Origin of the sequence: Streptomyces sp. NPDC090077 (assembly GCF_044747545.1) — a bacterium.
GTDB lineage: Bacteria > Actinomycetota > Actinomycetes > Streptomycetales > Streptomycetaceae > Streptomyces.
In genome coordinates this window covers 241936-264116 of the sequence record NZ_JBIVEG010000009.1, presented here as the reverse complement: position 1 = coordinate 264116, position 22181 = coordinate 241936, and the positions used below count along the sequence as shown (strand labels likewise).

At 70.6% G+C, this 22181-nt stretch carries 21 protein-coding genes, 2 tRNA genes and 1 pseudogene; 9 read left to right on the top strand and 15 right to left on the bottom strand.

All coding sequences use genetic code 11. The annotated features are described in order from the left end of the window. Nucleotides 1-2 precede the first annotated feature (2 nt). From ACIPW5_RS18230 to pknB, 5 genes are all read left to right on the top strand, one after another. A complete protein-coding gene (locus ACIPW5_RS18230) occupies nt 3-503 on the top strand; it encodes an FHA domain-containing protein (protein WP_401245755.1) in 501 nt (166 codons plus the stop codon). A 141-nt stretch (nt 504-644) separates the two neighbouring features. Then, the gene (locus ACIPW5_RS18225; RefSeq protein ID WP_401245753.1) at nt 645-2108 is read left to right on the top strand and encodes a PP2C family protein-serine/threonine phosphatase; all 1464 of its coding nucleotides are present in this window, start codon (nt 645-647) and stop codon (nt 2106-2108) included. 31 nt (nt 2109-2139) lie between these two features. Continuing rightward, the gene (locus ACIPW5_RS18220; protein WP_401245752.1) at nt 2140-3564 is read left to right on the top strand and encodes an FtsW/RodA/SpoVE family cell cycle protein; all 1425 of its coding nucleotides are present in this window, start codon (nt 2140-2142) and stop codon (nt 3562-3564) included. Continuing rightward, complete coding sequence (locus ACIPW5_RS18215; RefSeq protein WP_401245750.1) at nt 3561-5027, top strand: peptidoglycan D,D-transpeptidase FtsI family protein; 1467 nt, start codon at nt 3561-3563, stop codon at nt 5025-5027. The genes ACIPW5_RS18220 and ACIPW5_RS18215 overlap by 4 nt, the downstream gene beginning before the upstream one ends. A 156-nt stretch (nt 5028-5183) precedes the next feature. After that, the gene (pknB, locus tag ACIPW5_RS18210; protein ID WP_401245748.1) at nt 5184-7226 is read left to right on the top strand and encodes a Stk1 family PASTA domain-containing Ser/Thr kinase; all 2043 of its coding nucleotides are present in this window, start codon (nt 5184-5186) and stop codon (nt 7224-7226) included. Between the two features lie 95 nt (nt 7227-7321). On the opposite strand, the gene ACIPW5_RS18205 is transcribed toward pknB, so the two are convergent. The 6 genes and pseudogenes from ACIPW5_RS18205 to ACIPW5_RS18180 form a co-directional block, all read right to left on the bottom strand. Next, on the bottom strand, nt 7322-8053 hold the full coding sequence (locus ACIPW5_RS18205) for a class E sortase (RefSeq protein ID WP_401245746.1): 732 nt from the start codon (nt 8051-8053) through the stop codon (nt 7322-7324). Between the two features lie 13 nt (nt 8054-8066). Beyond that, nucleotides 8067-8744: pseudogene (locus ACIPW5_RS18200) on the bottom strand (class E sortase); the annotation flags it as partial. Between the two features lie 149 nt (nt 8745-8893). Further along, the gene (locus tag ACIPW5_RS18195; RefSeq protein ID WP_125595746.1) at nt 8894-9532 is read right to left on the bottom strand and encodes an aminodeoxychorismate/anthranilate synthase component II; all 639 of its coding nucleotides are present in this window, start codon (nt 9530-9532) and stop codon (nt 8894-8896) included. Then, nucleotides 9529-9705 (bottom strand): hypothetical protein, encoded by a 177-nt coding sequence (locus tag ACIPW5_RS18190; RefSeq protein WP_030011120.1) that lies wholly within the window; start codon nt 9703-9705, stop codon nt 9529-9531. Before ACIPW5_RS18190 ends, ACIPW5_RS18195 begins: the two co-directional genes overlap by 4 nt. A 103-nt stretch (nt 9706-9808) precedes the next feature. After that, complete coding sequence (locus ACIPW5_RS18185) at nt 9809-10513, bottom strand: class E sortase (protein ID WP_401245744.1); 705 nt, start codon at nt 10511-10513, stop codon at nt 9809-9811. Beyond that, the gene (locus ACIPW5_RS18180; RefSeq protein WP_401245742.1) at nt 10482-11258 is read right to left on the bottom strand and encodes a DUF881 domain-containing protein; all 777 of its coding nucleotides are present in this window, start codon (nt 11256-11258) and stop codon (nt 10482-10484) included. The genes ACIPW5_RS18185 and ACIPW5_RS18180 overlap by 32 nt, the downstream gene beginning before the upstream one ends. A 91-nt stretch (nt 11259-11349) precedes the next feature. Here ACIPW5_RS18180 and crgA point away from each other — a divergent pair, with 91 nt between their 5' ends. Further along, complete coding sequence (crgA, locus tag ACIPW5_RS18175) at nt 11350-11604, top strand: cell division protein CrgA (RefSeq protein ID WP_401245741.1); 255 nt, start codon at nt 11350-11352, stop codon at nt 11602-11604. A gap of 129 nt (nt 11605-11733) precedes the next feature. Here the strand turns inward: crgA and ACIPW5_RS18170 are convergent, their stop codons facing one another. Beyond that, entirely contained in the window at nt 11734-12606 is an 873-nt protein-coding gene (locus ACIPW5_RS18170) for a rhomboid family intramembrane serine protease (RefSeq protein ID WP_401245739.1), read from the bottom strand. Nucleotides 12607-12715: 109 nt separating this feature from the next. After that, nucleotides 12716-13243, bottom strand: a complete 528-nt coding sequence (locus ACIPW5_RS18165; RefSeq protein WP_401245820.1) for a peptidylprolyl isomerase — start codon at nt 13241-13243, stop codon at nt 12716-12718. Nucleotides 13244-13418: 175 nt separating this feature from the next. On the opposite strand from ACIPW5_RS18165, the gene ACIPW5_RS18160 reads away from it, so the two are divergent. Continuing rightward, a complete protein-coding gene (locus ACIPW5_RS18160) occupies nt 13419-14102 on the top strand; it encodes a DUF5324 family protein (RefSeq protein ID WP_401245737.1) in 684 nt (227 codons plus the stop codon). Nucleotides 14103-14177: 75 nt separating this feature from the next. Here ACIPW5_RS18160 and ACIPW5_RS18155 read toward each other — a convergent pair whose 3' ends face one another. Together ACIPW5_RS18155 and ACIPW5_RS18150 are read right to left on the bottom strand one after the other, a co-directional pair. Then, on the bottom strand, nt 14178-14648 hold the full coding sequence (locus tag ACIPW5_RS18155) for a LysM peptidoglycan-binding domain-containing protein (RefSeq protein WP_401245736.1): 471 nt from the start codon (nt 14646-14648) through the stop codon (nt 14178-14180). A 110-nt stretch (nt 14649-14758) separates the two neighbouring features. After that, nucleotides 14759-15241, bottom strand: coding sequence for a MarR family winged helix-turn-helix transcriptional regulator (locus ACIPW5_RS18150; RefSeq protein WP_401245734.1), 483 nt, complete (start codon nt 15239-15241; stop codon nt 14759-14761). A 116-nt stretch (nt 15242-15357) separates the two neighbouring features. Between ACIPW5_RS18150 and ACIPW5_RS18145 the strand changes: the two genes are divergently transcribed. Next, nucleotides 15358-16809: an MFS transporter gene (locus ACIPW5_RS18145; protein ID WP_401245732.1), complete on the top strand. Its 1452-nt coding sequence runs from the start codon at nt 15358-15360 to the stop codon at nt 16807-16809. A gap of 71 nt (nt 16810-16880) precedes the next feature. Here ACIPW5_RS18145 and ACIPW5_RS18140 read toward each other — a convergent pair. Beyond that, nucleotides 16881-16953: transfer RNA gene (locus tag ACIPW5_RS18140), tRNA-Ala, on the bottom strand. A 161-nt stretch (nt 16954-17114) separates the two neighbouring features. On the opposite strand from ACIPW5_RS18140, the gene ACIPW5_RS18135 reads away from it, so the two are divergent. After that, on the top strand, nt 17115-17663 hold the full coding sequence (locus ACIPW5_RS18135; RefSeq protein ID WP_401245730.1) for a helix-turn-helix domain-containing protein: 549 nt from the start codon (nt 17115-17117) through the stop codon (nt 17661-17663). A 680-nt stretch (nt 17664-18343) separates the two neighbouring features. Here ACIPW5_RS18135 and ACIPW5_RS18130 read toward each other — a convergent pair. The 4 genes from ACIPW5_RS18130 to gyrA form a co-directional block, all read right to left on the bottom strand. Then, nucleotides 18344-18478 (bottom strand): DLW-39 family protein, encoded by a 135-nt coding sequence (locus tag ACIPW5_RS18130; protein WP_208809277.1) that lies wholly within the window; start codon nt 18476-18478, stop codon nt 18344-18346. Nucleotides 18479-18623: 145 nt separating this feature from the next. Then, nucleotides 18624-18697 (bottom strand) — tRNA-Ile (locus ACIPW5_RS18125). A 95-nt stretch (nt 18698-18792) separates the two neighbouring features. Then, nucleotides 18793-19533 (bottom strand): DUF3566 domain-containing protein, encoded by a 741-nt coding sequence (locus ACIPW5_RS18120; protein WP_401245728.1) that lies wholly within the window; start codon nt 19531-19533, stop codon nt 18793-18795. 3 nt (nt 19534-19536) lie between these two features. Further along, a complete protein-coding gene (gene gyrA / locus ACIPW5_RS18115; protein WP_401245726.1) occupies nt 19537-22149 on the bottom strand; it encodes a DNA gyrase subunit A in 2613 nt (870 codons plus the stop codon). Between the last annotated feature and the right edge of the window lie 32 nt (nt 22150-22181).

Genomic DNA, 22181 nt, shown 5'->3' with positions numbered 1-22181 from the left:
CAATGTCAGAGCTGACCCTGACGGTCATGCGGTTGGGTTTCCTGGCCGTTCTGTGGCTGTTCGTCATCGTGGCCGTTCAGGTCATCCGCAGCGACCTTTTCGGTACGCGCGTCACACAGCGCGGCTCGCGCCGCGGCGGAGCCGCCTCCGGCGCGCCGCAGCAGACGGGGCGCCAGGCCGCGCCGCCCCAGCAGCGCCAGCGCAGGGGTGCGCCCACCAAGCTCGTGGTCTCCGAGGGCACCCTCACCGGCACCACGGTGGCCCTCGCCGGCCAGACGATCACGCTGGGCCGCGCCCACGACTCCACGATCGTGCTGGACGACGACTACGCCTCCAGCCGGCATGCCAGGATCTACCCCGACCGTGACGGCCAGTGGATCGTCGAGGATCTCGGGTCCACGAACGGCACGTACCTCGACCGGACCCGGCTGACCACCCCGACGCCCATTCCGCCGGGCGCCCCGATCCGCATCGGCAAGACCGTCATCGAGCTGCGGAAGTAGTACGAGAATGAGCGAGCGGAGCGAGCGAGCCGCGGCGGTCCGTCCCACCGGGGACACGGACCCGAGCGCGCTCCCGACCGGAGGGTGGGCAGTGTGGCTCGAGACCGGTTGTACCCCGAGGCGTCGACAGGGCAGGTGCGCATGAGTCTGTCCCTGCGTTTCGCCGCCGGATCGCACAAGGGGATGATCCGCGAGGGCAACGAGGACTCCGGCTACGCCGGTCCCCGGCTCCTCGCCGTCGCCGACGGCATGGGCGGCCAGGCAGCCGGCGAGGTCGCCAGCTCCGAGGTCATCTCCTCGCTCGTCCAGCTCGACGACGACGTCCCGGGCTCCGACATCCTCACCGCCCTCGGCATCGCCGTGCAGCGCGCCAACGACCAGCTGCGCGCCATGGTCGAGGAAGACTCCCAGCTCGAAGGCATGGGCACCACGCTCACGGCCCTGCTGTGGACCGGCCAGCGCCTCGGTCTGGTGCACGTCGGCGACTCGCGCGCCTACCTGCTCCGCGACGGCGTCCTCACGCAGATCACCCAGGACCACACCTGGGTGCAGCGCCTCGTCGACGAGGGCCGGATCACCGAGGAGGAGGCGACCACCCATCCGCAGCGCTCCCTCCTCATGCGGGCCCTCGGCAGCGGCGACGTCGTGGAGCCCGACCTCTCCATCCGCGAGGTCCGGGCCGGCGACCGCTACCTGATCTGCTCCGACGGCCTGTCCGGCGTGGTCTCCCACCAGACCCTGGAAGAAACCCTCGCCGACTACCACGGCCCGCACGAGACCGTGCAGTCCCTGATCCAGCTCGCCCTGCGCGGCGGCGGTCCGGACAACATCACCTGCATCGTCGCGGACGTCCTCGACACCGACAGCGGCGACACCATGGCCGCCCAGCTGAACGACACCCCGGTCGTCGTCGGCGCGGTCGCCGAGAACCAGCACCAGCTCTTCGACGGCAACGCCATGCAGACGCCGGCCGGCCGCGCCTCCGGGCTCGGCCGCCAGGCCCCGCCGCCCGCGGGCGCCTTCGGCCCTCCCGGCAGCGGCGAGGCCCCCGGCTACGGATACCCCGACCAGAGCCCGGGCGGCGCGCAGGGCGGCTTCGGCGCACCCCCGGCCGACGCGTACGACGCCGACGCCCCGTACGAGGACACGTACGACCACCCGCGCAAGCGGCGCAGCAAAGGGCGCAAGTGGACCGTACGCACGCTGGTCCTGCTGCTCGTGGCCGGTGTCGTCGGCGGCGGCCTGTACGCGGCGCACCGGTGGACGCAGACCCAGTACTACGTCGGCGTCAAGGGTGACCACGTCGCGCTGTACCGCGGCCTGAGCCAGAACCTGGCCTGGATCCACCTCTCGGAGGTGGAGACGGACCACCCCGAGATCGAACTGAAGTACCTCCCGCCCTTCAAGCGCAAGCAGGTCGAGTCCACGATCAGCGAGAGCAGCCTCGACGGTGCGCGCAAGAAGGTCGAGGAGCTCGGGGTCCAGGTCTCCGCCTGCAAGCAGGACGAGGCCCGCCGCGCTTCCGAAGCCCAGGGCAACCAGACGCCCGGCCCCAGCCTGACTCCCGCAGAGCAGGCTGTCGTCGGCCAGTGCGAGAAGCAGTAGACATACGCGGGCACAGGGGGCCTGCCACACCATGAGCGTTGTCACCAACACCACCACCATCGGCGCCATCGAGGCGCCGAGCCGACGGAACACCGAGCTCCTGCTGCTCGCCTTCGCCGTGGTCATCCCGATCTTCGCCTACGCCAACGTGGGCCTGTCGATCCACGGCGAGCTGCCCCCGGGCATGCTGCTCTACGGACTCGGCTTCGCCGTCCTCGCGGGCGTCGGCCACCTCGTCGTACGCCGGTACGCCAAGTACGCCGACCCGCTGCTGCTGCCGATCGCGACGCTACTCAACGGCCTCGGCGTCGTCCTGATCTGGCGTCTGGACCAGTCCGAGCGGCTGCAGAACCTCGCCAAGCGCAGCTTCGGCAACTTCTCGGAGTCCGCTCCGCGCCAGATGATGTACACGGGGCTCGCCCTCGCCCTGTTCGCCGTCGTGCTGCTGGTCCTCAAGGACCACCGCGTGCTCCAGCGGTTCACGTACATCTCGATGGCCGGCGCCCTGGTCCTGCTGATCCTGCCCGTCATCCCGGGTCTGGGCGCGGACGTCTTCGGCGCCAAGATCTGGATCAGCGTCGGCGGCTTCTCGATCCAGCCCGGCGAGTTCGCGAAGATCGTCATCGCGATCTTCTTCGCGGGGTACCTCATGGTGAAGCGCGACGCGCTGGCCCTGGCCAGCCGCCGCTTCATGGGCCTCTACCTGCCGCGCGGCCGCGACCTCGGCCCGATCCTGATGATCTGGGCGATGAGCCTCCTCGTCCTCGTCTTCGAGAACGACCTCGGCACCTCGCTGCTGTTCTTCGGCATGTTCGTGATCATGCTGTACGTGGCCACCGAGCGGACCAGCTGGATCGTCATCGGCCTGCTCATGTCGGTCGGCGGCGCCACCGTCGTCGGCGCCACGGCCAGCCACGTGAAGGCCCGCGTCACCGCCTGGCTCGACCCCTTCGCCTGCTACTCCACGTCCGGCGCCTGCGAGCAGGTCGGCCAGTCGATCATGAGCTTCGGTTCCGGCGGGGTGCTCGGCACCGGCTGGGGCCAGGGCAACTCGGACCTGATCGGCTTCGCCGCGAACTCCGACTTCATCTTCTCCACCGTCGGCGAGGAGCTCGGCCTGACCGGCGTCATGGCCTTCCTGCTGCTCTACGGCCTGATCATCGAGCGGGGCGTCCGCACCGCCCTCGCCGCCCGAGACCCCTTCGGCAAGCTGTTCGCCATCGGGCTCTCCGGCGCCTTCGCCCTCCAGATCTTCGTCGTCGCCGGCGGAGTCATGGGCCTCATCCCCCTCACCGGCATGACCATGCCCTTCCTCGCCTCCGGCGGTTCCTCCGTCCTGGCGAACTGGGTCCTCATCGCCATCCTCATCCGGATCAGCGACACCGCACGCCGACCTGCCCCGGCCCCCGCCCCGTCCCCCGACTCCGAGATGACCCAGGTGGTCCGCCCGTCATGAACAAGCCCCTGCGCCGCATCTCGCTGTTCTGCGGGCTGCTCGTCCTCGCCCTGCTGATCCGGACCAACTGGCTGCAGTACGTCCAGGCCGAGGACCTCAGCACGCGCAAGGAGAACCGCCGGGTCCAGATCGCCCAGTACGCCACCGAGCGCGGCAACATCATCGTCCAGGGCGGCCAGCCGATCACCGGGTCCGCCGTCACCCCGGGCAGCGACTACAAGTACAAGCGGACCTACCTCGACGGCCCCCTGTGGGCGCCCGTCACCGGCTACGCCTCGCAGGCCTTCGGCTCCACCCAGCTGGAGTCCCTGGACGACGGCATCCTCACCGGCAACGACGACCGGCTCTTCTTCGACCGCACCATCGGCATGTTCACCGGCGAGAAGAAGCGCGGCGGCAACGTCATCACCACGCTGAACCCCACCGCGCAGAAGGCCGCCTTCGACCAGCTCGGCACCAAGAAGGGCGCGGTCGCCGCGATCGACCCGCGCACCGGCGCCATCCTGGCCCTGGTCAGCACCCCCTCGTACGACCCGTCCACCTTCGCCGGCAACTCCAAGGCCGACGAGAAGGCCTGGGTCGAGCTGAAGGACTCCGAGGACAAGAAGCTCGTCAACCGCGCCCTGCGCGAGACCTACCCGCCGGGCTCCACCTTCAAGGTGGTCACGGCCGCCGCCGCGCTGGAGAACGGCGTGGTCACCGACATCAACGCGCCGACGGACACCCCCGAGCCGTACATCCTGCCCGGCACGAAGACCCCGATGGTCAACCACGCGGCCGGCTGCGAGAAGGCGAGCCTGAACGACGCGCTGAAGGTCTCCTGCAACTCGGTCTTCGCGAACCTGGGCGACAAGGTCGGCCGCGACAAGATGGTCGACGTCGCCCAGAAGTTCGGCTTCAACAACGACAAGATCGACACCCCGGTCCGCGCCTTCGCCAGCGTCTACGACAAGACCATGGGCCGCGACGGCAACGCGCAGAGCTCCATCGGCCAGTTCAACACCGCGGCCACCCCGCTCCAGATGGCCATGGTCACCGCCGCCATCGCCAACGACGGCAAGCTGATGAAGCCGTACATGGTCGACCAGCTCACCGCGCCCGGCCTCGACACCATCGAGAAGCACGAGCCGTCCGAGATGAGCAAGCCCCTCAGCGCGGCGAACGCGCAGAAGGTCCAGCAGATGATGGTGAACGTCGTCGAGAACGGCACGGGAACCAAGGCCCAGATCAAGGGCGTCAAGGTAGGCGGCAAGACCGGTACCGCCCAGCACGGCGAGAAGAACGCCAAGCGCCCCTACGCCTGGTTCATCTCCTACGCCGAGCTTCCCGACGGCAGCTCGCCCGTCGCCGTCGCCGTCGTCATCGAGGACAGCGCCGCCGACCGCGAGGACATCAGCGGCGGCGGCCTGGCCGCGCCGGTCGCGAAGGCCGTCATGGAAGCCGTCCTGAAGAACAAGGGATGAGAAGCGGAGACAGGATCCGAGCGCTCGGTACCGGTCCGATATCAGCCTGTGGTCACGAACCGATCACTGACGATCGGCCGGTAGCCTTGCCGCGAACAGCACACCGCCGGACCACACACCGGTGCGGTCGGGACTGACGGAGAGGGCTGGAACGTTATGGAAGAGCCGCGTCGCCTCGGCGGCCGGTACGAGCTGAGCCACGTGCTCGGCCGCGGTGGCATGGCCGAGGTCTACCTCGGCCACGACACCCGGCTCGGCCGTACCGTAGCCGTCAAGACCCTGCGTGCCGACCTCGCCCGTGACCCGTCCTTCCAGGCCCGGTTCCGCCGTGAGGCCCAGTCGGCCGCCTCGCTGAACCACCCGGCGATCGTCGCCGTGTACGACACCGGCGAGGACTACGTCGACAACATCTCCATCCCGTACATCGTGATGGAGTACGTCGACGGCTCGACCCTGCGCGAGCTGCTGCACTCCGGCCGCAAGCTGCTCCCCGAGCGCACGCTGGAGATGTGCATCGGCATCCTCCAGGCCCTGGAGTACTCGCACCGCGCCGGGATCGTCCACCGCGACATCAAGCCCGCCAACGTGATGCTCACCCGGACGGGCCAGGTCAAGGTCATGGACTTCGGCATCGCCCGGGCCATGGGCGACTCCGGCATGACCATGACGCAGACGGCCGCCGTGATCGGCACCGCCCAGTACCTCTCCCCGGAGCAGGCCAAGGGCGAGCAGGTCGACGCGCGCTCCGACCTCTACTCCGCGGGCTGCCTGCTCTACGAGCTGCTGTGCGTCCGCCCCCCGTTCGTCGGCGACTCCCCGGTGGCCGTCGCGTACCAGCACGTGCGCGAGGAGCCCCAGCCCCCGTCGAACTTCGACCCCGAGATCACGCCGGTGATGGACGCCATCGTCCTCAAGGCCCTGGTCAAGGACCCCGACTACCGCTACCAGTCCGCGGACGAGATGCGGGCCGACATCGAGGCCTGCCTCGAGGGCCAGCCCGTCGCCGCGACCGCCGCCATGGGCGCCGCCGGCTACGGCTACCCCGACCAGGGCGGCTACGGGCACCAGGGCTACGACCAGCCCACCACCGCCCTGCGCTCCCCGGACTCCGGCCAGACCTCGATGATGCCGCCGATGCCCCCCGGGGGCGGCGACGGTTACGCGTACGAGAACCAGGGCCACGGCGGCTACGACCAGGGTCACGGCCGCCGCCAGCAGAAGAAGAGCCGGGCCTCGACGATCCTGCTGGCGGTCGCCGCCGTCCTCGTCCTGGTCGGCGCGATCCTGATCGGCAAGACCCTCTTCAACAGCACCGCGGACAACCGGCCCGCCGTGCCCAAGCTCGTCGGCCAGACCTTCGAGCAGGCCCAGGGCAGTGCCAAGAACATGGGCCTCGGCTTGGAGAAGGAGGCCGAGGAGCCCTGCGCGGAGCCCAAGGGCAACATCTGCTCGCAGAACCCGGCACCCGACACCAAGGTCGACAAGGGCACCACGGTCAAGGTCAAGGTGTCCTCGGGCCCCCTCAAGGTCGCGGTCCCCGACGTCACGCGGATGAAGTTCGAGGACGCCGAGTCGAACCTGAAGTCGAAGAAGTTCCAGGTCGAGAAGAAGCTCGTCGAGTCCGACACCGCCGCTCCCGGCACCGTGGTGGACCAGAACCCCAAGAGCGGCAGCCAGGCCGAGCAGGGTTCGGTCATCACCCTCCAGGTCGCCAAGGAAGTCGCCAAGGGCATCGTCCCGGACCTCAAGGGCATGACCAAGGAGCAGGCGGTCAAGGCCCTCCAGGACGCCAAGCTGAAGCTCGGCAGCACCACGGAGGTCGACCAGCCCGGAGCCGCGCCGAAGACGATCGTCGCGCAGCAGCAGGAACCCGGGACGCAGCTCCCCAAGGACACCCCGGTCAACGTCAGCATCTCCAAGGCCTCCGCGGCACCGACCGTGGTCCCGCAGCTGGCCGGCCAGACCGTGCTCCAGGCCAAGAACACCCTCAAGGCGGCCAACCTGGCCTTCGGGGCGGTGCTGGGCGGGCCGACGGACGACAGCGCCGTGATCGTGACCTCCGAGCCCGCTGTCGCCCAGCCGGTCCCGGCGGGCACGGTCGTCAACGTCCGGACGATGGCCAATCCCAACCAGCCGCAGGACGGCGGCCAGCAGGGCGGAGGCTGGTTCGGCGGCCTCACCGGCGGCGGCCGCCGCTAGCGGCCGGTCGCCGGCCGAGCAGCATCGCGAACGGCCCTGGCCCCCTTCTCGGAAGGGGGCCAGGGCCGTTTCACGTGAAACATGGGGCGTCCCCGTCAGCGCAGCTCCGCCGGCTTGGTGCGCTTGTCGTCCACCTTCTCCGTCCGCACCAGTTCGCCCCAGACGATGTAGCGGTACTTCGAGGTGTAGACCGGGGTGCAGGTCGTCAGCGTGATGTAGCGGCCCGGGGCGGTCTTGCCCGACTGCTTCGGGACGGGGTTGATCACGTCCGTGTTGTACTTCGAGGTCTGGGCCAGCTCGGCGAAGACCTTGTAGACGTACCAGGTGTCCTTGGTCTCGAAGACGATCGCGTCGCCGTTCTTCACCTTGTCGATGTTGTGGAACTTGGCCCCGTGCCCGTCGCGGTGCGCGGCCAGTGCGAAGTTGCCCTTGTCGTCCCAGGGCAGTGCCGACTTCACCGGGTCCAGGTAGTACCCGGCCACGCCGTCGTTCAGCACCTCCGGCGCCGTGCCCTCCTTGACCAGCACCTCGCCGTTCTTCATCGCGGGCACGTGCAGGAAGCCGACCCCGTCCTGGGTGTCCAGGGCTCCCGGCTGCGGGGAACCGCCCGCCGAGGGCGAGGGGCTGCCCCAGCGCTGGCGGATCTCGTCGCCGCGCGCCGAGGCCTGCCGGTCGGCGAGGACGTTGGTCCACCAGAGGGAGTAGGCCACGAACAGGCCCAGGACCAGGCCCACCGTGATCAGGAGCTCGCCCAGCAGGCTCAGGGCCCCGGCGATCACACTGCGGTCGGCGGGCGGCTGTGCGGAGCGGCGGCGGGCACGAGACACTGCGGGTTCGTCCTTACGGGCTGGTCAGTGCGGGCGGGGCGCCCTGGTTCCGGGGGCGCTCATCGGTCATCCTGCCCCATACGATCATCCGGTAGGTGCTGGTGAACTCCGGGGTGCAGGTCGTGAGCGTGATGTAGCGGCCGGGCCCGGTGAACCCGGAGCCCTCCGGTACGGGCTTGATCACCGCCACGTTCGCCGGCGAGGTCTGCGGCAGCGACGAGGTCATCTGGTACGTGTAGTAGGCGTCCCGCGTCTCCACGACGATCGCGTCGCCCGGCACCAGCCGGTTGATGTAGCGGAACGGTTCCCCGTGGGTGTTGCGGTGCCCGGCGACCGCGAAGTTGCCCTGGGGGTCGGACGGCATCGCCGTCTTGAGCGCGCCCTCGCCGTAGTGGCCGGCCATCCCCTTGTCGAGGACCTTCGCCTTGCTGATCCCCTCGGCCACCGGCACCTTCAGGTCCAGCTTCGGAATGTGCAGGATGGCGAAGCCCTGGCCGGGCTCGAAGGCGGCCACCGGCGGCGGGGCGCCCGTGCCCGGGGGAGTCTGCCAGGTCTGCCGGAGCGAGCCCGCAGCCCCGTCGGCCGCCCGCTCCGCGAGGACGTTGGTGTACCAGAGCTGGTAGGTGACGAAGAGCAGCATCACCACCCCGGCGGTGATGAACAGCTCGCCGACGGCCCTGCTGAGCACCACCACCGGCCCGCCTGAGCGCGGACGGGCGCGCCTGCGGCCCCGTCCGCTCCCGCCGCGGCGGGAGCGCGCGTGCGAGCGCTTGGCGGCCTCCTGCGCTGCCCTGCGCCGCGCGGCCCGGCCCTCGCTGGGCGCGGACGGCGCGACCGCCGTCACGCGACGGCCTTGCCCACCACCGGGGCCAGCCCCACCGACCGCTCGACGGCTCCGGCGTCACCGCAGCGGACGAGCCAGTTCGCGAGCATCCGGTGGCCCCACTCGGTCAGCACCGACTCGGGGTGGAACTGGACCCCCTCCACGTCGTGCTCCCGGTGCCGCAGGCCCATGATGATCCCGTCCTCGGTGCGCGCGGTCACCTCCAGCACGTCCGGCAGGGTCGCCGGCTCGGCCGCGAGCGAGTGGTAGCGGGTCGCCGTGAAGGGCGACGGCAGGCCGGCGAAGACGCCGAGGCCCTCGTGGACCACGGGCGAGGTCTTGCCGTGCAGCAGCTCGGGGGCCCGGTCCACGACGCCCCCGTAGGCGACCGCCATGGACTGCATGCCGAGGCAGACGCCGAAGACCGGCACGCCCGTGTCGGCGCAGTGCCGCACCATGTCCACGCAGACGCCCGCCTCTTCCGGCGTGCCGGGGCCGGGCGAGAGCAGGACGCCGTCGAAGCCGTCCTGCGCGTGCGCGAGCTCCACCTCGTCGTTGCGCAGCACCTCGCACTCGGCGCCGAGCTGGTAGAGGTACTGGACCAGATTGAAGACAAAGCTGTCGTAGTTGTCGACAACCAGAATGCGCGCGCTCACGGAGTGGCTCCCGATCCCTCGTCCACCGTCACGTCGTTGAACGGAAGGAGCGGCTCGGCCCACGGGAAAACGTACTGGAACAGCACGAACACCACCGCCAGGACCAGTACGAGGGAGATCAGCGCGCGCACCCACGCGTTGCCCGGCAGATGCCGCCAGATCCAGCCGTACATTGCGTCCGTTTCCTTCGTCGTCCACGTTCATTCCTCGTACCGCGGGGGCGGTACCGCAACAGCCTAAGGGCCCGGGGCCCCGCAGCGGGGGTCAGCGGGGCAATCACCCGCCTCCGGCCGGCCGGGTGCCGGTGAGCTCCGCCCACACGACCAGGCGGTGGCTGTGGCCCCATTCCGGATCGCAGGTGGTGAGGGTGAGGTACTTGCCCGGGGTGGCGAAGGGGGACCGGCGGGGCACCGGGGCGACCACCCCGGTCTCGGTGGGCAGGATCCGCAGCGGCGCGGCCCGGACGGTGTACGTGTACCAGCCGGTGGCGTCCCGGACGGTCACGGTGTCCCCGGGGCGCAGCTCGGGGATGTCCTTGAAGGGGTCGCCGTAGGTGCGCCGGTGCCCGGCGACCGCGAAGTTCCCGTCGCCGCCGGGGCGGGCCGAGCCGGTGTAGTGGCCCAGCCCCTTCTTCAGCGGTCCGGGGTCGGTGCCCTCCAGGACGGGCCTGCTCCAGTCCTTGCCGAAGCGGGGGACGTACAGCTCGGCGAAGGCCCGCCCGGGCTCGTAGGGCGCCTGCTCCGGCCGTGCCGGGGCCGGCGCGGGGCCGGGGGCCGCGGCGGGGGCGGACGCCGCCCAGCGGTCGCGCAGCCGGTCGCGCTCGGCCTCCGCGGCCCGGTCCGCCTTGACCCCGGTCCACAGCAGGACGTACGCGGTGAACAGCACGATCAGCGTCCCGGCCGTCAGGCACACCTCGCTGAACGTCCGTACCACCAGGCGCAGTACGACGTCAGGGCGCGGCGGACTCCAGCGGCTTCGCATAGTGGAGGTCCACTGTGCCGGAGTAGGCGGGCAGTGTCAGCCGCTTCTCCTCCTCGACCTTCCAGCCGAGCCCGTACGCGTTGACGTACAGCAGGTAGTTCTGGATGGCGGGGGAGTTGTTGAGGGCCTTGCGCAGGGCGGCCGGGTCGCCGACGGCGGACACCTTGTAGGGGGGCGAGTACACGCGGCCCTGGAGGATCAGCGTGTTGCCGACGCAGCGCACGGCGCTCGTGGAGATCAGCCGCTGGCCCATGACCTCGATGCCCTCGGCGCCGCCCAGCCACAGCGCGTTCACCACGGCCTGGAGGTCCTGCTGGTGGATCACCAGGTCGTTGGGCTGCGGTTCGGGGACGCCGGGGACGCGTGCGGTGGCGTTCGGCGGCGCGTCGTTCAGGGTGACCGTCAGGCCCCGGCCGGTGAGCTCCTCGGTGCCGGAGGCGGCGCGCAGGGCGGCGAGCTTGGCCTCCTCGGCCTTGGTGCTGCCGTTGTCGCGCTCGGCGAGGGCGTCCACCTGGGCGCGCGCGGCGGCGGCGGTCTTCTCCAGCTCGGCGTTCTTGGCGCTGCGCTCGTGGATGAGGTCGGACAGCTTCAGGAGCGAGGCGTCCGTCCGGATGTTCGTACCCTTGGAGGTGTTGAAGCTGGTGACGAAGATGAGACCGGCGAGGGCGAAGACGGCGGCCGTCAGCAGCCGGACGGGCCTGGCCCGCCGGCGGGCACCCGTGGAGGAGTCGTCGGAATTGCTCAACGTACCCTTCTCCTTCAACGCCAGAGGTCCACTACGCTAACGGACGCCCGGGGCAGGCAAGGTCCCCAGCGCATCGACAGGAGAGCCCCTCGTGCCGAAGTCACGTATCCGCAAGAAGGACGACTACACGCCGCCGCCGGCGAAGCAGCCGCAGGCGATCAGGCTGACGAACCGCAGCTGGGTCGCCCCGGTCATGCTGGCGTTCTTCCTGATCGGCCTCGCGTGGATCGTGGTCTTCTACGTGACCGACACCCAGCTTCCGGTGGAGGCGCTGGGCAACTGGAACATCGTGGTCGGCTTCGGCTTCATCGCGGCCGGTTTCGGCGTCTCCACCCAGTGGAAGTAGCGTCCGGCACCATACCCGGATAGCCCAGCGGCGCAAGCTCTCCCCATGAGTTATCCACAGCGTCATCCACACCTGAGGAAAAGACAGAAGATCTGTGGATAACTCTGTGGAGAGTTGACGCCGGTGTGATCAGGTGAGTTCGGCTGTCCGGACGACGACCAGCGCCACGGCCAGCAGGAACACCGCCGCGCACGCCGCCGTCTGGACGAACGCCCGCTTGCGGCCCGCGGCGGGCACCAGCAGGCCCAGGGCGACGAGCGCGCCGGTCACCAGGCCGCCGATGTGCGCCTGCCAGGACACCGAGAGCCCGCCGAACGGCACGAAGGTGATGAGCAGCATCAGCCCGAGGGTGACCAGCACCGGCCGCATCTCGTAGCGGAGCCGGCGGGCGAGGACGACCGTGGCGCCGAGCAGGCCGCAGACGGCGCCCGAGGCGCCGAGGGTCGGGGTGTTCGGCTCGGTCAGCAGGTAGACGAGGGCGCTGCCGCCCAGCCCGGACAGCAGGTACAGGGCGAGGTAGCGGGTGCGGCCCAGGGCCGCCTCCAGCGGGCCGCCGATCACCCACAGGGCGAGCATGTTGCCGAAGATGTGCCACCACTCGACGTGCAGGAACACCGAGGTCAGCAGCCGGTGGTACTGGCCCGTGGAGATCCCCTCCACGGGGGCCCCGTAGTACTCCACGTAACGGCCGAGCAGCTCCAGGCTCACGGCCAGCCCGGGCATCGCCAGGACGGCGAGGAACACCGCCGCGTTGATCCCGATGAGGATCTTGGTGACCAGCTGGGGGTCGGCGGCCACCAGGCCGCCCGCGACCGTGCGCGGGGCGTTGGCCGCGGCGGAGTGCCCGGTGCCGGAGCCGGCCCGGACGCACTCGGGGCACTGGAAGCCCACCGAGGCGCTGATCATGCATTCCGGGCAGATGGGCCGCTCGCAGCGGGTACAGCTGATCCCCGTGTCGCGGTCCGGGTGGCGGTAGCAGCCCGGCAGACGGTCGGTGTCCATCGGTCCCCTCGATCGGCGGCGGCGTGACGGGGCCGGTGCCCCGCCCCTCCGGTACACATCGAGTACGGACGGACGGGGCCCGAAGGTTCCCGCCCCGCCGTCCCTGCGGTCAGCGCCGCTCGACGGAGACCGACTGGATGATCACGTCGTCGAGCGGCCGCTCGGTGCGCGGGTTGGTGGCGCCGGAGGCGATGGCGTCGACGACCTTGCGGCTCGCGGCGTCGGTGACCTCGCCGAAGATGCTGTGCTTGCGGGTCAGCCAGGCCGTCGGCGCGACCGTGATGAAGAACTGCGAGCCGTTCGTGCCCGGCCCGGCGTTGGCCATGGCGAGCAGGTACGGCTTGGTGAAGGCCAGGTCGGGGTGGAACTCGTCGGCGAACTGGTAGCCGGGCCCGCCGGTGCCGTTGCCGAGCGGGTCGCCGCCCTGGATCATGAAGCCGCTGATGACGCGGTGGAAGACGGTGCCGTCGTAGAGCGGGGCCGTGGTCTTCTGGCCGTCGGTGGGACGGGTCCACTCGCGCGCGCCCGTGGCGAGCTCCACGAAGTTGCGGACGGTCTTCGGAGCGAAGTTCTCCAGCAGCTCGATCTCGATGTCGCCGTGGTTGGTCTTCAGGGTGGCGTAGAGCTTCTCGGCCACGGATCTGCCTTCCATAGTCATCACTGTCGGGCCCGATCCTCCCACGGTGCGCGGAAGGCCGCGGAAATCCTCCACCCGTATGCCCTGTCGCGCATGCGCGGGCGCCGCTATGGCAGGCATGATCCGACAAAGGGTGGAAAGGTGAACTGTGTCCGCCACCGAGGAGGAGGATCCCGTGACCCGCAAGGACAGCGTGCGCCTGGCCGCCGAGAGCGCCAGGGACGCCGTGAAGCACGCAGCGGAAGTGGTGGCGCCGTACGCAGAGACCGCCAGGGACGCCGCCGCGCAGTACGCGCACGAGGCGAACGAGCGGCTGGCGCCCAAGGTCTCCCACGCGGCCTGCCAGGCCCAGGTGCACGCGCGCGCGGCGTACGACAACCACCTTTATCCGGCGATGCAGGCGGCGCGCACGCACGTGCCCCCGAACGTGGACCGCGCCGCCGTGAAGGCCGCCCAGCAGACCCGCCTCGCCGCCCGCCACGCCGTCGACTACACGGCGCCGCGGTTCGAGAGCGCCCTCGCGGCGAGCCGGCCGGTGGCCGAGGAGGCCGCGTCCCGCTCGACGGCGGCCCTGGCGGCGTTGCGCGGCCAGGTGTCGGCGGACGAGGTGCGGCGACTGGTGCGCCGGCACGAGCGCCGGGAGCGGTGCGGCCACTGGGTGAAGGGCGCCGTGCTGGTCGGGCTCCTCGCGGGCTGCGCCTACGCGGCGTGGAGGTGGTGGGACCAGCAGTCGAACCCGGACTGGCTGGTGGAGCCCCCGGCTGCCACCGAGCTGTCCGCGCAGGACGCCGCTCCGGCGAGCTTCGACGACGAACTGGCGGAGAAGGAGCGCGAGTCGAACGGCGGCACGAACGCCTGACGCGCGGCGCGCGCACGAGGGGCCCGGATCCGCGGATGGATCCGGGCCCCTCGTGCGTGCGCCGCCCCGGGCGGGCTAGCCGGGGAGGGTCAGCACCATCCCCGGCCGGATGAGGTCCGGGTTGGAGCCGACCACCCCCCGGTTCATGGCGTACAGCTCGCGCCAGCGGGCCTCGTTGCCGAGCTCCCGGCGGGCGATCGCGGAGAGCGAGTCGCCGGGCTTGACGGTGTACGTGCGCTTCTTGGCGGCCCGCGCCGGCTTCGGCGTCACGGGCGCCGACTTCGGCGACACCGGGACGGCCTTGTGGGCCGCCGAGGCGGGGCTCGGCGCCGCGGGCGCCATCGGCTTGGACACCGGCGGCGCCGCCGCCTTCATCCGCTCGGCGGCCGCCCTGGTGGCCGCCGCGGCGTCCGCGTAGGAGTCCGCGTACTTGGAGCCCATGTCGGAGCCCGTCTTGGGCCCCTGCCGCTCCATCTCCCGCTTCGCCTGCTCCGCGGCCTCGTGTTCCTTCTTCTTGTCCGACTTCAGGAAATCGAAGAGTCCCATTGCGTGCGCCTCCGGCGTGCAGTTGCCCCCTGGCCTCGTGGCCTCTCCCCACTGTCGTCCACCGTCAGCCGTACGGCCGGGTGACTGGGCCGTACGGGGGACCCCCGCGGCTACTGCTGCCGGGCCCGCCGGGCCGGGCGGGGGCTCTCGGCGGGGACGGCCAGGGGCCCGTCCGCGAGCCGGCCGAGGACCCGCAGCAGGCAGTCGCGGTCCTCCTCGGCGAGGTCCGCGAGGGCCTCGGCGTGCACCCCGTCGACGATCCGCCGGCTCTCCACGGCGACGGCGGCCCCCTTCTCGGTGACCGCGATGATCCGGGCCCTGCGGTCCTTGGCGGAGGGCCTGCGCTCGGCCAGTCCGGCCTTCTCCAGGGCGTCGACGGTGACGACCATCGTCGTCTTGTCCATGTCGCCGATCTCGGCGAGCTGGGCCTGTGTGCGCTCCTCCTCCTGCGCGTGCACGAGGACGCAGTGCATGCGGGCGGTCAGCCCGATCTCGCCGAGGGCCGCGGCCATCCGGGTGCGCAGGACGTGGCTGGTGCGGTCCAGGAGGAAGGACAGGTCGGGCTCGGGCCGGGTGGATCCCATCGCAGTCATGGCACCAGCCTAACAATTCGATCCGAAGAAAATAGTCTGCAACGAAACCATCTGCTACGGTCGTACTACTGCTCGCCGATGACTCCCTGACGGCCCGCCGACGACCGGAGAGACCCATGACCACCGCAGTTACGGAAACCCCCGTCCCGAGCTCCCCCACCGCGCCGGCCCGCGGCCTCCGCTCGCGCCGGACCGCCCTCGCCGTGCTCTCGACCGGCATGCTGATGACCGTCCTCGACGGCAGCATCGTCACCGTGGCCATGCCGGCCATCCAGGACGACCTCGGCTTCAGCCCCGCCGGCCTCAGCTGGGTCGTCAACGCCTACCTGATCGCCTTCGGCAGCCTGCTGCTCCTCGCCGGGCGGCTGGGCGACCTAATCGGCCGCAGGCGCATGTTCCTCGCGGGCACCGCCGTCTTCACGGCCGCCTCCCTGCTCGCCGGCTTCGCCGGGTCCCCCGCCCTGCTCATCGCCGCCCGCTTCCTCCAGGGCGTGGGCAGCGCCATGGCCTCCGCCGTCAGTCTCGGGATCCTCGTCACCCTCTTCCCCGGGACCCGCGAACGCTCCCGGGCCATCGCCGTCTTCTCCTTCACCGGAGCGGCCGGGGCCTCCCTCGGCCAGGTGCTCGGCGGGGTCCTCACCGACGCCCTCGACTGGCACTGGATCTTCTTCATCAACCTGCCCATCGGCATCGCCGCCCTGCTCGCGGCCCTGCCCGCGCTCCCCACCGACCGGGGGCTCGGACTGCGCGCGGGGGCCGACGTACCGGGCGCCCTGCTCGTCACCGCCGGACTGATGACCGGGATCTACGCCGTCGTGCGGGTCGAGGAGTACGGCTGGACCTCCGCGCACACCCTCGGCCTCGGGGCCCTCTCCGCGGCCCTGCTCGCCGCCTTCGCCCTGCGCCAGGCCAAGGCCCGCACCCCGTTGATGCCCCTGCGGATCCTCCGCTCGCGCACCGTGGCCGGCGCCAACCTGGTCCAGGTCCTGATGGTGGCCGCGCTGTTCTCCTTCCAGGTCCTGGTCGCCCTCTACCTCCAGCAGGTCCAGGGCTACGGGGCGGCGGAGACCGGCCTCGCGATGCTCCCGGCCGCCCTGGCCATCGGCGGGATCTCCCTCGGCGGCGCGGCGCGGCTGACCGCCCGCTTCGGGGAGCGCCGCGTCCTGCTCACCGGCCTCGCCCTGCTGGTCGCCGGCCTCGCCCTGCTGACCCGCCTCCCGGTCCGGGCCGACTACGTCACCGACCTGCTGCCCGTGATGCTGCTGGCCTCCGGCTTCGGCCTGGCCCTGCCCGCGCTCACCGCGCTGGGGATGTCCGGCGCCGGCGAGCGGGACGCCGGGCTCGCCTCGGGCCTGTTCAACACCACCCAGCAGATCGGCATGGCCCTCGGCGTCGCCGTCCTGTCCACCCTGGCCGCCTCGCGCACCGAAGCCCTGACGGCCGCCGGGACCGCCCGGCCCGAGGCCCTCACCTCCGGCTACCACCTGGCCTTCGCCGTCGGCGCGGCCCTCCTGCTGGCGGCCACCGCCGTCGCGGCCGTCCTCCTGCGCGCCCCGCGCAGCCGCTGAAAGCGGCCCCGGGGACCACGAAAAAAGACCCCCTGACCAGCATTCACGCTGGTCAGGGGGTCTTTCCGAAGTGGAGCCTAGGAGATTCGAACTCCTGACATCTGCCTTGCAAAGGCAGCGCTCTACCAACTGAGCTAAGGCCCCGAGCAACTGGACGCGGACGCCTCCCGGAAGGGAGTGTCCGTTCCGCAGGACAGAGTACCCGGTGCACCCCCGCATCCCGCAAAATGATAGGGACTCCCGCCCCGCGACCACGCTCCGTAAGATGCTCGCGAGGTTCGCACCAGCGAAGGGGAGTAGGAAGAGTGGACGCAGTACAGCAGGAGGCCACGGCCAGAGCCCGGGAACTCCAGCGCAGTTGGTACGGGGAGCCGCTCGGCGCGCTGTTCCGGCGGCTCATAGATGACCTCGGTCTCAACCAGGCCCGCCTCGCTGCCGTGCTCGGGCTTTCGGCTCCGATGCTGTCCCAGCTGATGAGCGGGCAGCGCGCCAAGATCGGCAACCCGGCCGTGGTCCAGCGGGTCCAGGCCCTCCAGGACCTCGCGGGCCAGGTGGCCGACGGCAGCGTGAGCGCCGCGGAGGCCACCGACCGGATGGACGAGATCAAGAACACCCAGGGCGGCTCCGTCCTCAGCAACAGCGGCCAGAGCAGCACCGGTTCCGGCGCACCCACCGTCAAGCGGGTCGTCCGCGAGATCCAGTCGCTGCTGCGCTCGGTCGCCGCGGCCGGCGACATCATCGAGGCGGCGGACACCCTCGCCCCCACCCACCCGGAACTGGCGGAGTTCCTCCGGGTCTACGGGGCGGGCCGCACCTCCGAGGCGGTGTCCCACTACGAGGCCCACCAGAACTGACACACGCGGGTGACGGGCGCCGGCGCCGTCCGGCAGACCTGGGACCACCGCCGCGGCACGTACGTCGCAGCGGAGGTCCTCCTCCAGGGCGGTGCCCACGCACGCGGCCGGCGGCGCTGCACGCGGAGGGCGTCGTCCACCCCGACGCCCGACGCCGAACCGGCCGGCATCCCGACGGAGGCCACCGGAACCGGGCGGCCGCCCCGGTGGCCGTCCGGCTTCGGGATCTCCGTGCGCAAGGGCGGCCCCCGGCGGAGCAGTTCGGGGCTCCGAGGCCCCCGGAAGCGCCCCGGCGCCCCTGTGGGGCGCGATCTCGAACCTCCCGCACCAGGACCCCGGCTTCCGCTTCCGGACCGCCACAGGGGCGCGCAAGGCCCTTGCCGGGGCCGCCCAGTTGCCCACCCGGCCCCGCCGGCGGGGAACCGGCCGAGGTGTTCGACCAACTCGGTCCGGTTCCGGCCGATTTCGACCCACAGGGGCCTGAAATCGCCTCCGCCGCAGCGTCGGTGGGCCTCGGCCCGGCGCACCCGGACCGTCACACCCAGCCCGAATTCGCTAAAGCAAGCAAAATCTTTGCGTAACCGAACTTCTCGGCGGCGGACCGGTCCGCGCCGGCCCCGGAACAGCATGAAGCCCCGGCAGCAGCGGCAGCCGGGGCTTCATGGAATCAATCGTGGGGCTCACACACCGGAACCAGAGGGCACGGAGTCGGTTGCCTCCGTCCACAGGTCCTGCTCGGCACGGTCCGCCTGGATCTGGCGGTACACGAGGAGCCCGCCGATGGCGGCCAGTGCGACCAGGAGCAGCTTCTTCACGGCGCGACCTCGTCTTTCGTAGACGTTGGGGACTTCTGGTCGCCAACAATACACACCGACCGATACCGATCGGTTACCTGGGACTCCCCCGAACGGCCGAACGAAGAAGACCCCCAGGCCGTGGCCTGGGGGTCTTCATTCTCTGTGGGGCTAACAGGATTTGAACCTGTGGCCTCATCCTTATCAGGGATGCGCTCTAACCAACTGAGCTATAGCCCCTCCGCGCCTGCGCGCTGACTCCTGAAGATTAGCGCACAGACGCAGTGGAACCCAAATCCGCTCCCGCGGGGCTTTCCCGCAGGTCAGTCAGTGGGTCATTCGTCCTCGGCCAGCGTGAGCTCCACGCCGCCCACGAAGCCCGCCGACAGGTTGTAGATGAACGAACCCAGCGTCGCCAGGGCCGTCATCAGCACCACGTCGATCACCGCGATCACCGACGTGAAGATCAGCACGCGCGGCAGCGACAGGAACGACTGGAGGTCGAACCCGTTGCCCTCGTTCGACCCGGTCGCCTCGCTGATGGTGCCGCCGACGGTCGAGAAGATGCCCATGGCGTCCATGACCATCCACAGCACCGCCGCCGCGACGACGGTGCACAGGCCCAGCGCGATCGACAGCAGGAAGCTGACCTTCATCACGGACCACGGGTCGGCCTTCGCCACCCGCAGCCGCGCCTTGCGCGTCCTGGGGGCCGTACGGGCCCCGGGGACGGCCCCGCGCTGCGCACCCGGGCCCGTGGGCGCCGCGTACGCCTGCGGGGGCTTCTGGGGCTGCCCGGCCTGCTCCTTGGCCGGAGCCTTCGCCGGAGCCTTGGCCTGCTCCTTGGCCGGCGCCTTGGGCTGCTCCTTGGCGGCGTTCTGCTCCTTGGCCGCCTGGTCCTTCGTGGCCTGCTCCTTGACCGGCTCCTTCGCCTTCGGCTGCGTCTTGGTCTGCGCCGTCGGCTTGGATTCCGGTTCTCGGGTGTCCGTCACGGTTCCCCCCTGGGAGTCCGCGGCGGGGCCACGGGCACCGTTCGCTCCAGTCTTGGCCGGTCCGGCGCCCGTGGCTCCACTCACGACTTACTCCTCGTGCTCCCCGACCGAGGGCTCCGTGCCCCCGGCCGCCCCGGCGGCCGCTGCGTCGGCCGCCGCGGCCTCGATCTCTGACTCGATCTCGTCGGCCTCGTCAGCTTCCTGACCGGCCTCGGCGTTACGAGCGATGCCTACCACGGCATCGCGCTTGCCCAGGTTGATCAGCTGGACGCCCATGGTGTCACGGCCGGTCTCCCTGACTTCGTTGACGCGCGTACGGATCACACCACCGCCGAGCGTGATGGCGAGGATCTCATCCGACTCGTCGACCACCAGCGCGCCGACCAGCGAACCGCGGTCCTCGACGATCTTCGCCGCCTTGATGCCCAGACCGCCACGGCCCTGGACGCGGTACTCGTCCACCGCCGTCCGCTTCGCATAGCCGCCGTCGGTGGCGGTGAAGACGAACGTACCCGGCCGGACAACGCTCATCGACAGCAGTTCGTCACCCTCGCGGAAGCTCATGCCCTTCACGCCCGAGGTGGCACGGCCCATCGGGCGCAGCGCATCGTCGGTCGCCGTGAAGCGGATCGACTGCGCCTTCTTGCTGATGAGCAGCAGGTCGTCCTCGGCGGACACCAGCTCGGCACCGATCAGCTCGTCGTCGCTGCCCTCCTCGGTCTCCCGGAGGTTGATCGCGATGACGCCGCCCGAACGCGGGGAGTCGTAGTCCTTGAGCGCCGTCTTCTTCACCAGGCCGCCCTTGGTGGCCAGGATCAGGTAGGGCGCCGCCTCGTAGTCGCGGATCGCGAGGACCTGGGCGATCTTCTCGTCCGGCTGGAAGGCCATCAGGTTCGCCACGTGCTGGCCCCGCGCGTCCCGGCCGGCGTCCGGGAGCTCGTACGCCTTGGAGCGGTAGACGCGGCCCTTGTTCGTGAAGAACAGCAGCCAATGGTGCGTGGTCGAGACGAAGAAGTGGTCGACCAGGTCGTCCTGCTTCAGCTTCGTACCGCGAACGCCCTTGCCGCCGCGCTTCTGCGAGCGGTAGTCCTCGGTCTTGGTGCGCTTGACGTAGCCGCCGTGCGTGATCGTGACGACGATGTCCTCTTCGGCGATCAGGTCCTCCATGGACATGTCGCCGTCGAAGGGCACCAGCTTGGAGCGCCGGTCGTCGCCGTACTTCTCGACGATCGCCGCGAGCTCCTCGCTGACGATCGAGCGCTGCTTCTCCGGCGAGGCCAGGATCGCGTTGTACTCGTTGATCTTCGCCTGGAGCTCGTCGTGCTCCGCGACGATCTTCTGGCGCTCCAGGGCCGCCAGGCGGCGCAGCTGCATCTCCAGGATCGCGTTCGCCTGGATCTCGTCGATCTCCAGGAGGCCCATCAGGCCCTCGCGCGCGATCTCGACCGTGTTGCTGCGCCGGATGAGGGCGATGACCTCGTCGATGGCGTCAAGGGCCTTGAGCAGGCCGCGCAGGATGTGGGCCCGCTCCTCCGCCTTGCGCAGACGGAAGCGCGTGCGCCGGACGATGACCTCGATCTGGTGCTGCACCCAGTGGCGGATGAACGCGTCGATCGACAGGGTGCGCGGCACCCCGTCCACCAGCGCCAGCATGTTCGCGCCGAAGTTCGTCTGCAGGTCGGTGTGCTTGTACAGGTTGTTCAGCACGACCTTGGCGACGGCGTCGCGCTTGAGCACGATCACCAGGCGCTGGCCCGTCCGGGACGAGGTCTCGTCGCGGACGTCGGCGATGCCGCCGATCTTGCCGTCCTTCACCAGGTCGGCGATCTTCTGCGCGAGGTTGTCCGGGTTGGTCTGGTACGGGAGCTCCGTGACCACCAGGCACTGGCGGTTCTGGATCTCCTCGACCTCGACCACCGCGCGCATCGTGATGGAGCCGCGACCGGTGCGGTACGCCTCCTCGATGCCCTTGCGGCCCACGACCAGCGCGCCGGTCGGGAAGTCCGGGCCCTTGATGCGCTCCAGGAGCGCGTCGAGCAGTTCCTCGTGCGAGGCCTCCGGGTGCTCCAGCGCCCACTGGGCGCCGGCCGCGACCTCGCGGAGGTTGTGCGGCGGGATGTTGGTCGCCATGCCGACCGCGATGCCGGCGCTGCCGTTGATCAGCAGGTTCGGGAAGCGCGCCGGCAGGACCGTCGGCTCCTGGTTGCGGCCGTCGTAGTTGTCCGTGAAGTCGACGGTCTCCTCGTCGATGTCCCGGAGCATCTCCATGGCCAGCGGCATCAGCTTGCACTCGGTGTAGCGCATCGCGGCCGCCGGGTCGTTGCCCGGGGAGCCGAAGTTGCCGTTCGAGTCCACCAGCGGCATCCGCATCGACCACGGCTGGGCCAGGCGGACCAGCGCGTCGTAGATGGAGCTGTCGCCGTGCGGGTGGTACGTGCCCATGACGTCGCCGACGACGCGGGCGCACTTGTAGAAGCCCTTCTCGGGCCGGTAGCCGCCGTCGTACATCGCGTACAGCACACGACGGTGGACGGGCTTGAGGCCGTCCCGTACGTCGGGCAGTGCGCGGGAGACGATGACGGACATCGCGTAGTCGAGGTAGGAGCGCTGCATCTCCGTCTCGAGCCCGACGGGCTCGATGCGCAGCACGGGCTGCTCCTCCGCGGAATTCTCGGCGGTGGGAGTGGTTTCGTCGGCCATTGCTGGTCAGGAATCCTTTCAGGCGGCGGTCA